Raw genomic sequence first — 15199 nt, 5'->3', positions numbered from 1 at the left:
CCCACTTTTTGACTTATGAGCGAATCCACAGAAATCACCGCGCATGCTGTAAATGACAGCGTCGACCTTGAAGCCTACGCAAAGAGCGCATACCTGGACTACGCGATGAGCGTGGTCATGGGGCGCGCCCTTCCGCTTCTGCCCGACGGCCAAAAACCGGTACAGCGCCGCATCCTGTTCGACATGTACCGACTGGGCCTTACCGAGCGCGCCAAGCCCGTGAAGTGCGCCCGTTTTGTGGGTGATGTGCTGGGTAAGTACCACCCCCACGGTGACAGCTCGGTCTACGACGCTGCCGTACGGATGGCCCAAAGCTTCTCCCTGCGCTACCCCCTGGTAGATGGTCACGGCAACTTCGGATCCCGGGATGGGGATGGTGCGGCCGCGATGCGATACACCGAGGCGCGCCTGACGCCCTTTGCCGAGTTGCTGATGGGCGAACTGGACATGGGCACGGTCGACTTCCTGCCTAACTACGACGGGACCACGTCCGAACCGAGCCTTCTGCCGGCCCGCTTGCCGGTGCTTCTGCTCAACGGCGCCAGCGGCATCGCCGTGGGCCTGGCAACGGAGATCCCGAGCCACAATCTGCGCGAAGTATCCCTGGCCTGCGAGCACCTGATCCGCAATCCTGAGGCAACGCTCGAGGACATCCTCACGATCATGCCCGGGCCCGACTTCCCCTGCGGCGCCCAGATCATCTCCTCCCCTGATGAACTGGCCAAGGCCTATGCCACTGGCCGCGGCTCGATGCGCACCCGTGCCCGGTGGACGGTGGAGAACCTTGCGCGCAGCCAATGGCACATCGTGGTGACCGAGCTTCCGCCTAACACCTCCACTGCCAAGGTAATGGCTGAGATCGAGGCGATCACCAACCCCCCGATCAAGGCCGGCAAGAAGGGGCTCTCACAGGAGCAGTTGAACCTGAAGGCGCTCGTGTTGGGCGTGCTCGAGCACATCTCTGACGATTCGGACGAAGCGCATCCTGTGCGCCTGGTGATCGAGCCGCGTTCCTCCCGCCAGAATCCAGAAGAGTTGATGCAAGTGCTGCGTGCGCACACCTCTCTGGAAAGCAACTTTCCGCTGAACCTGGTCACGATCGGCCAGGACATGAAGCCGCAGCAAAAGGGGCTGCTCCAGGTGCTTCAGGAGTGGGTGGCGTTCCGCTTCGAGACGGTGACTCGGCGCACTGTGCACCGCCTGGGCCAGGTCAAGGAACGCATGCATGTGCTGGACGGCCGCATGATTGCCTTCCTGAACATCGATGAGGTGATCGAGATCATTCGCGGGGCGGAGGACCCCAAGCAAGCTCTGATGGACCGGTTCGGGCTTTCCGAAGTCCAGGCGACGGATATCCTGGATATTCGTCTGCGCCAGCTGGCCAACCTTGAACGCATCAAGCTGGAGTCGGAGCTGGCCGACCTGCGCGCAGAGGCCGATTACCTCAATGGGCTGCTGGGCGATCGCAGCAAGATGACCGCCCAGATCCTGAAGGAGATCGAGGCCGACCGCGCGAAGTTTGGCGATGACCGCCGCACGCTCATTGAGGCGGAGGAGAAGGTAACGACGAGCACGGTGGTGGCGGTAAGCGACGATCCGGTGACCCTGGTCGTGTCCAAGCAGGGATGGCTGCGCGCGCGCACGGGCCACAAGGTGGATCTGTCGTCGATCGGCTGGAAGCCGGGGGACTCCGCTCAAGCGGTCTTCGAGACTCGCACCAGTGCGGTGATCGGCTTCATGACCACGGCGGGTAAGGTCGTGAACGTATCGGCGAGCGCTTTCCCCACGGGGCGCGGCGATGGGGTTCCGCTGTCGTCGCTTGCAGATCTGGGGGCGGCCAAGGTCGCGCATGTCCTGGCCATCGACGAAGCCAGCCTCTACCTGCTCGCAAACTCCGCTGGTTACGGCTTCCTCTGCCCAGGGGCGGACCTGCTGACCAGGCAGAAGGCGGGCAAGCAGGTGATGACGCTCAATGCGGGCGAAACGATCCTGGCGCCAACCCAAATGCCGGCGAACTCCAATGGCGGCACGATCTGCTTGGCCACCAGCGCGGGCAAGATGCTGACGTTTACCAGCGCGGAAATGAAGGTGCTGGGCAAGGGCCGTGGGCTAAAGCTGGTTTCGCTTCCGTCGGGTGCGAAGGTCAGCGCTATCGCCCTCTTCGACGGCGACGTCCAAAAGCTGACGCTGACAGTAGAGGTCAAGGGCAAGATGACGGAGGTCCTGCTCGAAGGTACGGAGTTGGCGAAATACAAGTTGTCGCGAGCGCTGGTGGGAATTTTCCTGCCAGGCAAGGCCGTGGCCAGTGAGTTTGCTGCCACCTGCGAGCCGTTCGCAGAGCCGTTGCGGTCCGCTGAGGCATCGGATTCGTCCGAAGCGGATGCGGGAGGTGAGGCGCCGGCGAATGCTGAGCCGCCGGCGCCGCCGGAGACACCCTCTCCGAGCTCCCCCGGAGTCTATGATGACGGGGATCTGATCTGAAAGACGAGGCCGGGCAACCGGCCTTTTTTGTGCCTTGGACGCCGTCAAGGAAGGAAGGGGTAGGAGAAAAAACCCTTTCTGTAGTGGCAAAAAGCAATAAACAAGATATACTACGACCTCGAACAAACCCTCTCGAGGACAACCGTGGAATTCTTGCAAAGCTTGGAATGGGGCGCCATTCTGAAAATCATCGGCATCGACATCATGCTCGGCGTTGACAATGCGATCGTGATCGCCTTGGCCTGCGCCGCGCTGCCATCGCATCTGCGCCGTAAGGCCATCCTTTGGGGTACGGCTGGCGCCGTCGGCTTGCGCGCCATCCTGTTGGTGTTTGCAGGCTTCCTGATGGGCGTGCCGTACATCAAGGCAGTCGCTGGCGCCTACCTTCTGTTCCTCGGCTACAAGCTGCTGGTCGAGAACGACGAGGAATCCCATGCTGTCGCTCCTGCTGATCGCGTGTGGACTGCCGTGAAGACCATCCTGATCGCCGACTTCATGATGAGCCTGGACAACGTCCTGGCCGTGGCTGGTGCCGCAGAGAGCGCTGGCGCCCACAGCACCCTGTACGCAATCGCCGGTATCGTGCTGAGCATCCCCGTCATCATCTTCGGTGCCACAGGCCTCATGGGCATCATGAAGCGATTCCCCGTGATCGTCTGGGTGGGCGGCGGACTGCTGGGCTGGGTTGGTGTGGAAATGGTCATCACCGACATCGTCATGTCCAGCGTCATCGCGTCCGTCGATGCTGTGCTCGGCTCCTACAGCCATCTGATCCTCAAGGCCGTCGGTTTCGCCGCGGTGGTGAGCATCGCCTACTTCATGCAAAAACGTGCAGCCGATGGCGCTGCGGTGAAGGCCTGATCCATGTCGCAACAACTGCAACCCATGATCGCAACGACTCAACCCACGGGCGCCCTGGCTACGGACACGGCCGCTCCCCAGCAACTGCTGGCAGGCCTCTCGGCTCCTGCAACCTTCCAGGTCGTGCTCGACGTGCAGCGCCAGCAGCGCGCACTGGATCGCCTCAATGCCACCCAGGTGTTCGAGATGCCAACGCAGGAGATCGCCCTGATCGGCGTGGAAGCTGCCACCGAACTGAACAAGACCCTGGACGGCATTCTGTCCCGCGTGGATCAGCAGAACTCGCCGCAGTTGTTCGCGCTGATCGAGCAGCTCGGTGACAAGGTCGCCGAAGAAGACCTGCCCGCGCTGGCCGAGCGTATCCGCAACGCCAAGCCCCCGCTGATGGCCCGCTTGCTCGGCGTCCTGAACGCCAAGAAGCTGCGCGACGCGACCAATCGCGCTGTGGCCGAGGTGTCGCGTTCGGTGCAGGGCAAGTCCAAGAACCTGTCGACCGTGGTCCTCGCGATGGAGCAGCAGCTGCGCGGCGAGATGACGCGCCTGGCCGACGAAGTGCGCCACATGGAAGCCATCAAGGCGAGCTACCGCCACCACTTCGAGTCCTTCGCCGAGGAAGCGCTCTTCCTGCACAGCCTGGTGGTCAAGGCCCGCGAGGAGTTTGTTCGCCGCGAGCCCGAGCTCAAGCAGGATGTCCAGCGTTACCACGAGGCCCAGGACAAGCTGCAAGCGCTGGAATCCCGCGCCCTGGCCGTCGAAGGCACCTTCACTCGTCTGCCCGCAGATCACGAGGCGATTCGCCTGCTGCAAAACGCCGGGGTGGCCACGCTGCAAGAACTGGCGACCACCGCGCAGGATCGTTTCGCTTCGATTCGCATGTCGCTGATCAAGCTGCAAGGCGCCGACCTGGTCAAGGGTGTGCAACGACTTGCCGCCCAGGGCGCCGCGCTCGATGCGAACCTGAACAAGATCGGCAATCAGCTGATGGCCGAAGTGACCACGACGGCCATGAATGCCGCCGGCGACAACCGCGTGGCGCAAGCCGACCAGGTCGCCTCCATTGTGGCCACCACGAAGGAGCTGCGCGTCATCGCCCAGACCGCCCGGGACGCCAACACCCGCAAGTTCCAGGAAGCGCGCGAGAAGCTCTCGAAGTCGCGCCAGGAGCTGCTGGAGCTGGACCGGCCCGCCCCCGCAAGCTCGGCACGCGCCTACTGATTTTCAACGGATGCCGGCGGATGGTCTGCCGGCACCAATACCCAGAAGACCCTGAAAGGAATTTTCCATGTCTGCTTTGACCCTGAACCTGACCAAGCCCGGCGACACCGCCGCCAAGTTCTCCCTGAACCTGAACAAGGGGGAGCAATTCAAGGCGCGCCTGTCCTGGGACGGCGGCGCTGACCTCGACCTGCATGCCCTGGTGGGCGTGAACCGTGGCGCCGGCGCCAAGGTGAGCTCGCTCGACGACATCCTGTCCACCTACAACGTGCAGCGCGTCATCCGCGGCCAGACCCAAGGCCACCTGCCCCTGGCCGCTGACAAGACCTTCTCCGTGCATGGCGGCGCGCTGGTGCACAGCCCCGATGCCACCGACGGCCACTCCGACGGCGACGACGAATACGTGCTGGTGAAGCCTGATCGCCTGACGCCGCCCGCCCAGGGCGTGATCGAGATCCCGCTGGTCGCCACGATCCACCCGCAGACCGCGGGCAAGAAGTTCCGCGACGTGCAGAACGCCCATGTGGTGATCGAGAACGCCGCCGGCCAGGTCCTGCTGGATGTCAGCCTGTCGGGCCAGTTCGGCGACTTCGTCGGCGTGCAGATGGGCGCCATCATGGTCGAGCCATCCGGCGCCTCGTTCGTGGCCATCGGCACGGGCTTCAACAGCGACTTCAACGAAGTCCTGAGCCACTTCTCCTAAGCAAAGGCCTGCCCTCGCATGAACGCCTCGATCACCGTGATTGGCCAAAAGCCCGCCGGCTTTGAGCCGACGAGGATCGGCCAGGCGCCCGGCGAGGGCATTAAGCCGACGATGTCGATCCAGCCTACCGTCATCAAGAGCAGCCCCGAGCCGGCACCCGCTGAAGCCGCGGCACCGGCTCGGGCGCCTACCCCCACGGTCATTGCGCCAACGCGGATCGCGCCGACTGCAATCGGAACCTCGGTCAGCGGCCCGCGTTTTGCTCCCACGGCAATTCCGGCCAGCCCCGCAGCACCTGCACCTGCTGTCCCGCCGGTTTCTCGCGCGCCGATCGCACCGTCCATCCTTCCGGGGACGCACGTCGCGCTCACGCAGATCGCGCTTGCTGACTTGGTCAGCCGGTTCCCTGGAGAATCGGAACAGGTTCTTCAGCGCGCTCGAGGCCTCTTGGCGGGGATCTCGTTTGCGAGCGAGGGAGCCTCGTTCTGGCTTGGGTTTGGCGTTCGTCCGCAGGAGGACCTGGCCAACGAGATCAAGGAGCGCCTGGCGCTGCTGGACAGTCCAACAGTGCGCTCGGTGAGCCAGCACATGGCCCGGCTGCAAGCGCTGCTCAAAGACGTGGTGGACGCCATGGAGGGGGGCTTTCTCCGGAAGCCCGCGCACAAGGTATGGGCCGACTGCCAGGCCGAGGTTCAGCAGCTGGAAGGCTTGCTGCGCAACGGAGCGGGCACTATCGGCACGCTGATCGACAAGCTGGGCCGCCTCATTGCTTCGAGCACAGAGATCGGCGTACAGCTGGCGGTCAATGCCCGTGTCCTGGAGTTCTCCATGGATAAGGTTCCCGATGCCCTTGGCAGCGTGGTCCTCGGTCGGTTGACTGCGATCTCCAGCTCTCAAGCGATGCGGCTTGAGCACCTGGCACACACGGAACTGCAAATCCAGCAACTGCAAGAGCTGGTGTCGCTGGTCCAAAACGGGATCTTGGTGAAGCTGCCGTCCCTCTACTCGAGCCTGGCCGCTTTGCCTGCGAAGCCCACCGAAACTCAGCGGTTCCTTACCGTCGAAAAAATCAACGAACTCTCTCAACTCCTCACTCGATAAAATCATGTCCCTGAAACTGAATCTCGAAAAGTCCGCCGGCAGCCTGACCCTGAACCTGGAAAAAGCCGGTATCGTGAAGCCCCCCGTTCTGGAACTGGGCTTCGCCCTGGATGTGTCCGGCTCGTTCGACGACGAGCACCGCGACGGTGTGACCGACAGCCTGCTTACGCGCCTGGTGCCCTGGGGCCTGGTCTTCGATCCCGACAAGAAGCTGGACGTCTTCACCTTCTCCGATGGCGCCGGCCGCGTCGCCCAGCCCGGCCACGTGGATGCGTCGAACCACTATGAGTACGTGCAGCGCAACATCATCGACCGCGTCACGGGCTACAACGGCGGCACGACCTATTCCCACGTCATCGAGCGCTCGCTTCAGCATTTCGGCTGGGCCGGCAGCGTGGTGAAGAAGGCCGGGTTCTTCGGCGGCCTGATGGGCAAGAAGGACCAGGTGATCGAGGGCGCAAAAAAGCGCTCGCTGGTCATCATCGCCACCGACGGGGATTGCCATCCGTCCGACAAGCCCCGCGTGGAGCAGGTCCTGAAGGACTCGCAGGATCGCAAGGATCAGGTCTACTTCCTCTTCCTGGGCGTCTCCAACCAGGGCTCGACGTTCCCGTTCCTGGAGCGCCTGGGCGACAAGTTCAACAACACCGGCTTCGTGGGCATCTCGAACCTGCACCGCTTCGTCGAGCTGTCCGACGATGACCTGAACGCCGCGCTGATCAGCGACGAACTGCTGACCTGGATGAAGAGCTGATCTTCAGCAAGCCTAAGGGGCGCCTTCGGGCGCCTTTTCTGCTTATAGGCGGGGGCGCCAGCGGCAGCGGCGACGCTATACGGATGTGGACCACTTGGGTTCGAGAGACTTACACCAAATAGGAAACACATCACATGACATCGGCACCTCAAATCGCAGCGACTGCCTTGCTTTTGCAGCTTGGCACGGGCGAACAACGCAAGACTCTGGATGAATACTTCGGCTACCCGGTTTCGGTCACCGAGGATTATGAAGGCGTGTACCGCGTTTGCCTGACCATCGAAGGAGTGGTCATGCCGGACGTGCGCAGCAGCGACTGCGGCCGCTTCCGCGTGGATCCACTGGCGGAGTATCAGCTGTCGCCGGAGCAAGTCCAATTCTTCGATGCTCTGCAAGGCCTGCTCGATTCGGCCGTCGAAGCCGCTGTCAACGCAGGATGCTTGGCCATCCAACAGCGACTGGGCGTCGACAGTGGCGATCTGGCTGGCGTCATTTTCAGCGGCGAAGACGCCAGGAATGACTTCCGCCGCGTCTTCGGCCAATACATCCTCGCCGAGTTCAACGCTGCCGGTTAATCCGGCTCACTCCAGGCATCCTCGCGGGGATGCCTTTCTTCCAAATTAGCCATGTGCCAACTACCTATGTCTCACCTCTTGCTGCTTACCAGAGCCGGTGTCCGTGTGGCCTGGATCCTCTTTTGTCGTAGCGCTTCGTGCATGGGATCAGGGCTTCGTTTGATCGGCGAGGGTATGGCCATGCTGGGTGGCCGGTGGGGGTCTTACCAGTCGTATGCCCGGGGCGAGGCGCAATTGCGCATACGAAAGCCCGCCCGAACCGATGCGAAAGCGATTGCGGAGGATTGGCGGACGGTGGGCGATGAGATGTATCGGGCCATGGGCATGAAGCGGCCTACACGTCCAACCCCTCGGCGCCGCAAGCACGGTCGGAGTAAACGTCGATTTTAAGGGTTAACCCCTATACTTAATGCATCTAGCGCGTTGCCGGGTGTATTCGTAGAGGAGCCCCCATGTCGTCGTTGTTCATCTTGGTTGCTGTCGGAGCGGTGGTCGCTGCTGGTACTTTTGTCCTGCGGGAGTACCTGGCACAGCCGCAGGCCTTCAAGGCCTATCAGCCTGAGCAGTAAAACCTGCTTTCTGTAAGAGGCATATTCTTGCCTCTTATGGCTACATAAGCCGCTAAAGGGCAGATTTATGCCTATAGCGGCTTTGTTTATTTTATCCTAGATGCTATAATTGTCCTAAATAGGGCGCTTGTCTCGAAACTATCGAGGGGTAGCGGCACGAAAGGGGCGCTTGTAGCAAGCAACTCTCCACTTTTCATCCAAAGGACTGTGCCATGGCCATGAAATCTCCGCAGGACATTGAGCTGGAGCTTGGTGAACGGCTCAAGCGACTTCGCCTGGTGAAAAATCTCGATCAAAAGACATTGGCCGAGCGCGCTGGCGTCAGCGTCCGTGCGCTGCGCAATCTTGAGGGTGGCCAAGGCTCCACGCTTCATACCCTTGTGCGAGTTGCTCGCGCCCTGGGCAGGGAGTCTTGGTTTGACACTGTAGCCCCTGTCGCCTCTGTCAGCCCTCTAACCATGACGCGCGGAGCAAAGCCTCGTTTGCGCGCGTCAAGCAACCCCTGACTCCTGGCATAAGGACCATATATGGCCACATCGCGATACGTCCCCGTTGATTCGGTCTCCGTCAACCTGTGGGGTAAGCAGATTGGCGCGGTAGCATTGGATCCGAACTATGGCTACTACGTGTTCGAGTACACGCCGGCTTTCACCGCCTCGGGCGTGGAGCCCTCGCCGCTGCACATGCCCACATCAGGTGGTCCGCTTTTCCTCTTTACGGATTTGCCGATTCCGACCTTCAAGCGGCTGCCGGCTATGCTCAGCGACGCGTTGCCAGACGATTTCGGTAATGCGTTGATCAACCGCTACATGGCCGAGCGGGGTATCTCCGCAGGCAACGTCACCGCCTTGGACCGCCTCGCGTACATGAGCAACCGCGCGATGGGTGCCCTTACCTTCCACCCTCAACGTGGGCCCAAAACAACCAAGCCGTCTGCCATTGAGATGGGGGCGCTGGTGACGCAAGCGCGGGCCGCCGTGTCTGGGCATTTGAATGATGAGGATGAGGCCAACCTGGCGCTGCGCAACATCATTGAAGTCGGCACGTCAGCTGGGGGCGCGCGCGCGAAAGCTGTCGTGGCATGGAACCCTAAAACGGATGAGCTGCGAACAGGGCAGTTGGATGCCGACCCTGGCTTTGAGCACTGGTTGCTCAAGTTCGATGGCATGGGCGCCGATCAAGAGCTTGGCGCCTCGCAGGATTATGGGCGGATCGAGTATGCCTACCACCTGATGGCCCGTGCAGCCGGCGTCGACATGATGGATTGCCGCCTGCTCACTGAGAACGGCCGTGCGCACTTCATGACACGCCGGTTTGACCGCGGGGATGGCCACGTGCGTCATCATATGCAGACCCTGTGCGCCATGGATCACCTGGACTACAAGCTCAAGGGCACGAACGCCTACGCACAGCTGTTCAGTGTCATTCAGCGTATGGGCCTGCCCTACGATGCGATGGAAGAGGCATTCCGGCGTATGGTGTTTAACGTGATGGCTCGAAATTGCGATGACCACACGAAGAACTTCAGCTTCCGGCTGCAAGAAGGTCAGCCCTGGGAGCTGGCGCCGGCCTACGACGTCACTTTCGCCCACAACCCTAATGGTGAATGGACTCATCAGCACCTGATGTCCGTGAATGGCAAGTTCAAGGGCCACGAATACGCGGACTTCCAGGCGGAAGCCGACCTGTGCGGTGTGGGCTCCGTGCGCAGCGTGGTCGACCGTGTGCGTTCGGCGCTGGCCGACTGGCCGAAGTTCGCGGACCAGGCCGGCCTTCCCGCCAAGGTCGTTGCCGAACTTCAGGCGATGCACCTGGACATCAAGTGAGAACAGCACAGGAATGAGAAGACCCCGCAGCGCGGGGTCGGGAGATCAGCTTGTGACCTTTTTGATCGAGATGATGTCGTCGCGGTCGGCTTGGCGGATGGGCAGGACCACCAGCAAGCGGTTGTCATGCTCTACGGTCGCCGACAGTTGACTGCGCCACTTTCCGCGTGTGCTGTAGTGGACCTTGGTATTGAGGTCGAAGACGGGACGATCAGTGTGACCCCCCTGGCAATGCTCCACCAGGCCTTGATCAAGCACCATAGTTAGCGAGTTGCGGTACTGGTCCAAGCGCAATTCAGAGATCACGCCTGAAATGCTCATCGAGTCCACTTTGTAACGTTGAGCCGTCATGGTCGGAACAGTTTTTCCACCCTTGAGCGTCGTGACTCCCGTTACTTTGTCGAAGTAGCACTCGGCATCGGCCATGGAGACTTGCGCGCGTTCGCCATACACGAAGCCCAGGTGCATCAGCCATTCCATCAAGACCGGCTCGGCCAGTGTCACCAGATCGGTACGCAATTGTTCGATCTGCTGCTGTGCCAGCGTCTGCGCGGCATTACTGTCGGCCATCAATTCCCTGATGCATACAGGCGTTGCGTTGAGGCGGCCCAGCGATCGGGCCACAGACTCGAGCGAGTAGCGGCGCGCGGAAATGTTGGCCAAAGCGATTTCGATGGTCTTTGCATTCATGGATGTTTCCTCTATGTGGTTAGTGACATCCACGTATAGGCATCCATGATGTGAAAAGCCCAGCCAGGAGGCTGGGCTAGAGGGGGCGCCGTCAGGATGGCTCGCTAGCAGACCTTGCGCGTGCTGGTCGAGTGGCGCAGCAGCAAGGCCGCGCACGTGGCCAGAATCTGGCGAGGGTCATCCACATACGCTTCGCAACTCGTGCCAGACAGGAAGGCGTGCGCGCTGTACCAAAAGCGAAATTTTCCTTCCTTGTCTTCACCTTCGTGCGTGCCGAAGACGAACTCGACGCCGGTCAGCAATGAGCCGAATGCATTCCAATCCGATGTGACGGCGAAGGGGGACCATTGGCCGTCCTTCATGATCATCGGCGGATCTTCCGCGCGAGCGGGCAGCTTCACCGCGGTGCGCAGCTCTGGCACCAGGTCGCCACAATCCACAGCATTTCGTTGATCCAAGCTCAACACCGGCCTGGCGTACAGGAGCGCGGCCGCCAAGTCCAGCTCTTCGACGGTCATATGATCGACCACCAGGCGGTTCACCTGCTCAATGGCCTCTTGCCATTGAGCGTATGTCTGGATGACGCGCTTAGGCATTGGCAGTCTCCGGCGGGCAAACCTTGGTGTAGAACTTGTCGTGGTTCAGGTTGTGCTGCATGCCGGCATCAGCGCGGTTGGCACCGTGCTCGTCCTTGCATGGGATGCTTTGCACCACCTTGTCGGTATCGTACTCGCGCACTTCGATACGCCAGCCTTTGGCTTTCTTGCTCATATGGGGACCTTTCTTGGCGATTTGCCGGGAATTTATTGAGTTGGAAGCTTGCCGGTAGCCAGGCCATCAGCAACGCGCTTTTCAACGGTTGCAATGGCTGTCGCCACATCTTGGTGGGCATCACCGCTTTCCTGGTAAGCCCGAGCCCAGTAGGGGCGCGCATCTTCCACGCCCTGGCCATAGCTGCGGCGCTGGACGAATTCGAAGGCGCCTTCACCGGATTGCGGGTCCCAACCCAGCTTGGTGGCAAAGTCGATGACGTACTGTCCGAGGCGCTCCACTGCGGGCGCGGCCAGGGCAGACGTGAGATCGTTCATCCGCTTTTTCAGCTCTGCATCGAGCTTCGATTGCGCGGATTCGTTGACCTGGCGATACTGCTCAATCGTCTCGAGCAAAGCCAGTGCGGCCGAACTTATGGTGCAGGGCGTGGCAGATTGCATGTTTCTTTCCTCTGTCTATGTGGTTCCTGAGCAAAGTCGCTCAGGACGTATAGCGTGAGCTGGCCTGGTCGCTGCCACTAGGCCCTGATTGCCGCGGGCCTCAAACACCCACTTCAGTTGATTGGGCGCACCCCACGAGGAACCCCTCCCATCGAGCCTGGAGTAGGCTGTCGACGTACGCACCGTCGGCAGCCTGAGCCGAACCCACACAAGCGAATGCAGACTCGAAGTCTGCTCGCCGGCTGGTCGGGTCGAGGGTTGCACGCTGGCCCGCGGTATGGGGCGTCCCGCCGAAGGCGCGCAGGTCATAGGCCCGGCGCAGTTCGCCCTCATCCCAGGATTTGATGGTAGCTCTGGAGAAGTGCGTGCCTCCAAAGCGGCGGCGCTCGACCCTGGGCAACTCAGACCAGAGGCGTGGAACCCCATTCGCGTCTGGGACGGGGAACTCATCAAGCAGGTAGGCCTGGATGGCTGAAAGCCGCTGTTGGCCGTCCAGCAGGATGTCGGAAAACTTGCGGTAGGTGTTGGGGCCCACCAGTTCATACTGATCGTTGACCAGGTAGGACCCGATATCGATGCCTTCCCAGATGGAGCTGATGAACCGTACGCTTTGCGCCCGCGTCCACACCAGGGGGCGCTGCCAGGACGGCAACGGCATGCCCATGACAAAGCGCGTGGCCCATGGATACTGCTTTCCAGTGTCGTTGGCCAGGAAATCCTCGAACTTCCCGATCAACTCCGCGACGCACAGCGCGGAGGCGCGTGCGGACAGGGCGGGCACGGGCATCATGAGGGACTCGTCGGCGGTATCCGCCTTGTCATAGCGATGGTATGTCATGGGTGTGATCTCTTCATAACAGTATATCGAAAAATCCTACTAATTACGATAACTTCTCGCACAGGCAACGGCGAAGCTATACAAAGAACAGCATTTGCTGTGCATTACCTTTGAGGAAACATCCATGAAAAAACTTACTGAACAGCAATTGATCATTGTGGCGTACCAGCTGGCGACCTTCCTCGGCTTCGGCACGGAGGGGTACAAGTCGCGAGGGAAAAGCCTGAGTATTCTCCGATCGCAGATCGGCAAGCTCACTGCATCGATCCTGGACGCGCCAAGCAGCAATGCGCTGGCAGTTCTCGATAGCCTGGTGAACTCGATCGTGCGAGAGGTCGTGACCGGGTATCCCGACAGCAAGTCGGTACTGAAGGCTCTGCGAGCACTCGGTGTCCCTGTGATATCGGCCGCGGGTCCGGAAAAGTTCTGGCGAACCCTGGGAACCCTGATCCAGGACATGTCGAAAGCGGTGAATGGCGCAATGGTACTTCCGCCGGCAGGTCCGGATGCGGACCCGGCGCTCGAGACCTCACGCCGCAAAGCTGCCCCCGCGCTGGCCCGTGCCAAGCGCTTCGAAGATCAAGGCAAGATGCTTGGGCTTGTTGCCAGTGTCGCGAACAATTCTCTGTGGGTGACCACACTGAATGTTCTGATGAATGGCGGTGCGAAATGGGCAACTGCTGACGTGCCTGCCATCCAGGATGAGCTCTACAAAAAGTCGAGTTCCCCTCAAGGCCGTGCGCAGCTGTCGGAAAAGCTGGCCCTGCTGTGGCCCAACACGAAGAAGCCTTCGTGGAAGGTCGATGACGCCATGCTGGTTCAGGTCTCCCTGGACCCGGTGGCGTTGTACCAGCATCCAGATCTTCAGAAGCTGCTGGAACATCCGTTGTCTGGTGTCGACGGGAAGGTTCCCATGTCCGAGGTCATCGCGACGCTGAGTGCCCCAGTCCCGGCTGGCGCTGATCCGATGGACGTTGCCAAGCAGTTGGTGGCGGACATCGTGTCCTTGGCAAAGAAGCGTCTCCGCAGCCTGGACGCCGAAAAGCGCACCCGCGCTGACGCAGCATCCAAGAAAGCCGAGCAGCAGCTCGTTGAGCAGCTCCGGGGCCTGCCCGAGCCGCTGCGCAACGCGCTGAAGAAGAACCCTGATCTGTTGAACAAGGTCTGACCGTCTCCAGCACCATCTCGCCTAGCGGATGGTGCTTTTTTGCGTCCGCCAAACGAAAGAAGCCCGGCAGGTGCCGGGCGGGAGAGTGAGTGCTGTCGATTATGCGGAAGGCAGGGGGGCGGATACCAGGGTCATGCTGCTGTGCCAACGGTGAAGCGGTCGCACCCAGGTCTTGCCGTTGTCCCCCACGTAAGCGACGCTCGTCGGGTATTCGTCTTGCCGCTCGGAATCCTTGTTCAGGATCGCGAAGACGGTGTAGCGATTACCGTTCTTGTGTCGCCAGGTCGATCCGACCGGTGGTACGCTGGCCAGGCCTGCGCCGATCAGTGCCTGGAAGCCATCCAGCTCCCTGACGGTGTCGGGGTCACGCGTAAACGGCGCCGGCATCGGATCCAGCATCAGGCTCAGGCGGTCCGCGGCGGCGTTTTGATCGCACGCCAGGAGCGCCGCGATCGCCGTCAACAGGATGTCGTTGCGCGACGGCTGGGCCAACAGCGACTTCACCGGCAGCCGGGCCTGACACCATACGCTGAATGCGAATTCGGTCAGATCGGCGACGCCCGTAGCCTCGCGGTGCGCAAGGTACTCGGGGCTGTAGACCTTCGAGAACGCTTCCTTTTCGTCGGTGGCCTCGTACTGGGCTTGCGCCTGGTTGTCGAGGTCATCGGCGATTGCCTGGATGTAGTCGGGCACCGATTCCGGATCTCCCACTGCATGAGACAGGGCCTGTTCCAGGTCGGAGCCAACCGGCGGATGTGGGAAAGCATCACGGCACTTGGCCAGCGCCGAGGTCAGTGCCAGTTCGCGTACCGTGGGCTCGCCATCGACCGGCGGGTTCGCCGCGGTAGCGGACTCCCCTGCTTCGGCCAGACGTTGCAGCTGATCGAGAAGCTTGCTGATATGCCTGCCCGCGCGTCCAGTCTCGGCATGGTCGCGGCGCGCCCAGGACGCGGCATAGTGCGATTGCTCGGAGCGGATCTGGTACGTCAGCCACTCCGCCACCGTGCAGGGGGCGTGCGCTGGCGGGAATTCGTCGTCTGGGCTGGTGAACGGGCGGATCACTTCGCTTGAGGCGAGTATGGCCGCCTTCTCGCGGTACTGCGCACCGCTGGTCAGCACCATCAGGATAGCTCCTGTGGATTTGTCCAGTACGTGCCATTGGATAGCTTGCTTCATGTGTTCCTCCGGGCCTGCGGCCGTTATGTCC

Annotated in this window: 16 protein-coding genes; 10 read left to right on the top strand and 6 right to left on the bottom strand. The window is 61.4% G+C overall.

Translation table 11 applies throughout. The annotated features are described in order from the left end of the window. Positions 1 to 15: 15 nt before the first annotated feature. The 9 genes from parC (at position 16) to HWY37_RS19260 (ending at position 10085) form a co-directional block, all read left to right on the top strand. Positions 16 to 2481, top strand: coding sequence for a DNA topoisomerase IV subunit A (parC, locus tag HWY37_RS19300; RefSeq protein WP_176089653.1), 2466 nt, complete (start codon positions 16 to 18; stop codon positions 2479 to 2481). 144 nt (positions 2482 to 2625) lie between these two features. After that, complete coding sequence (locus tag HWY37_RS19295; RefSeq protein ID WP_176089652.1) at positions 2626 to 3342, top strand: YjbE family putative metal transport protein; 717 nt, start codon at positions 2626 to 2628, stop codon at positions 3340 to 3342. Positions 3343 to 3345: 3 nt separating this feature from the next. Next, positions 3346 to 4557: a coiled-coil domain-containing protein gene (locus tag HWY37_RS19290; RefSeq protein ID WP_176089651.1), complete on the top strand. Its 1212-nt coding sequence runs from the start codon at positions 3346 to 3348 to the stop codon at positions 4555 to 4557. 67 nt (positions 4558 to 4624) lie between these two features. Continuing rightward, a complete protein-coding gene (locus HWY37_RS19285) occupies positions 4625 to 5260 on the top strand; it encodes a TerD family protein (protein WP_176089650.1) in 636 nt (211 codons plus the stop codon). An 18-nt stretch (positions 5261 to 5278) separates the two neighbouring features. After that, positions 5279 to 6361: a hypothetical protein gene (locus tag HWY37_RS19280; RefSeq protein WP_176089649.1), complete on the top strand. Its 1083-nt coding sequence runs from the start codon at positions 5279 to 5281 to the stop codon at positions 6359 to 6361. A 4-nt stretch (positions 6362 to 6365) separates the two neighbouring features. Continuing rightward, positions 6366 to 7115, top strand: coding sequence for a vWA domain-containing protein (locus HWY37_RS19275; protein ID WP_176089648.1), 750 nt, complete (start codon positions 6366 to 6368; stop codon positions 7113 to 7115). A 134-nt stretch (positions 7116 to 7249) separates the two neighbouring features. Beyond that, positions 7250 to 7690: a hypothetical protein gene (locus tag HWY37_RS19270; RefSeq protein ID WP_176089647.1), complete on the top strand. Its 441-nt coding sequence runs from the start codon at positions 7250 to 7252 to the stop codon at positions 7688 to 7690. 781 nt (positions 7691 to 8471) lie between these two features. Then, positions 8472 to 8765, top strand: coding sequence for a helix-turn-helix domain-containing protein (locus tag HWY37_RS19265; protein WP_176089646.1), 294 nt, complete (start codon positions 8472 to 8474; stop codon positions 8763 to 8765). Positions 8766 to 8786: 21 nt separating this feature from the next. Then, positions 8787 to 10085, top strand: a complete 1299-nt coding sequence (locus HWY37_RS19260) for a type II toxin-antitoxin system HipA family toxin (RefSeq protein ID WP_176089645.1) — start codon at positions 8787 to 8789, stop codon at positions 10083 to 10085. 45 nt (positions 10086 to 10130) lie between these two features. Here HWY37_RS19260 and HWY37_RS19255 read toward each other — a convergent pair whose 3' ends face one another. The 5 genes from HWY37_RS19255 to HWY37_RS19235 all read right to left on the bottom strand — a co-directional run bounded on the left by HWY37_RS19255 (position 10131) and on the right by HWY37_RS19235 (position 12824). After that, on the bottom strand, positions 10131 to 10775 hold the full coding sequence (locus HWY37_RS19255; RefSeq protein WP_176089644.1) for a hypothetical protein: 645 nt from the start codon (positions 10773 to 10775) through the stop codon (positions 10131 to 10133). A 104-nt stretch (positions 10776 to 10879) separates the two neighbouring features. Continuing rightward, entirely contained in the window at positions 10880 to 11371 is a 492-nt protein-coding gene (locus HWY37_RS19250; protein ID WP_176089643.1) for a hypothetical protein, read from the bottom strand. Further along, positions 11364 to 11546, bottom strand: coding sequence for a hypothetical protein (locus HWY37_RS19245; protein WP_176089642.1), 183 nt, complete (start codon positions 11544 to 11546; stop codon positions 11364 to 11366). Before HWY37_RS19245 ends, HWY37_RS19250 begins: the two co-directional genes overlap by 8 nt. Positions 11547 to 11578: 32 nt before the next feature. Beyond that, positions 11579 to 11986 (bottom strand): hypothetical protein, encoded by a 408-nt coding sequence (locus tag HWY37_RS19240; protein ID WP_176089641.1) that lies wholly within the window; start codon positions 11984 to 11986, stop codon positions 11579 to 11581. A 100-nt stretch (positions 11987 to 12086) separates the two neighbouring features. Next, the gene (locus HWY37_RS19235) at positions 12087 to 12824 is read right to left on the bottom strand and encodes a DUF262 domain-containing protein (RefSeq protein ID WP_176089640.1); all 738 of its coding nucleotides are present in this window, start codon (positions 12822 to 12824) and stop codon (positions 12087 to 12089) included. Between the two features lie 124 nt (positions 12825 to 12948). On the opposite strand from HWY37_RS19235, the gene HWY37_RS19230 reads away from it, so the two are divergent. After that, positions 12949 to 13992, top strand: a complete 1044-nt coding sequence (locus HWY37_RS19230; protein WP_176089639.1) for a hypothetical protein — start codon at positions 12949 to 12951, stop codon at positions 13990 to 13992. A gap of 99 nt (positions 13993 to 14091) precedes the next feature. On the opposite strand, the gene HWY37_RS34550 is transcribed toward HWY37_RS19230, so the two are convergent. Continuing rightward, entirely contained in the window at positions 14092 to 15168 is a 1077-nt protein-coding gene (locus HWY37_RS34550) for a hypothetical protein (protein ID WP_217706398.1), read from the bottom strand. Positions 15169 to 15199 lie beyond the last annotated feature (31 nt).

The organism is Achromobacter anxifer, from assembly GCF_903652925.1.
In the GTDB taxonomy this organism is placed as follows: domain Bacteria; phylum Pseudomonadota; class Gammaproteobacteria; order Burkholderiales; family Burkholderiaceae_B; genus Achromobacter; species Achromobacter anxifer.
Note: the sequence above shows the minus strand (reverse complement) of the source record. Positions and strands in the feature narration are given on the sequence as shown.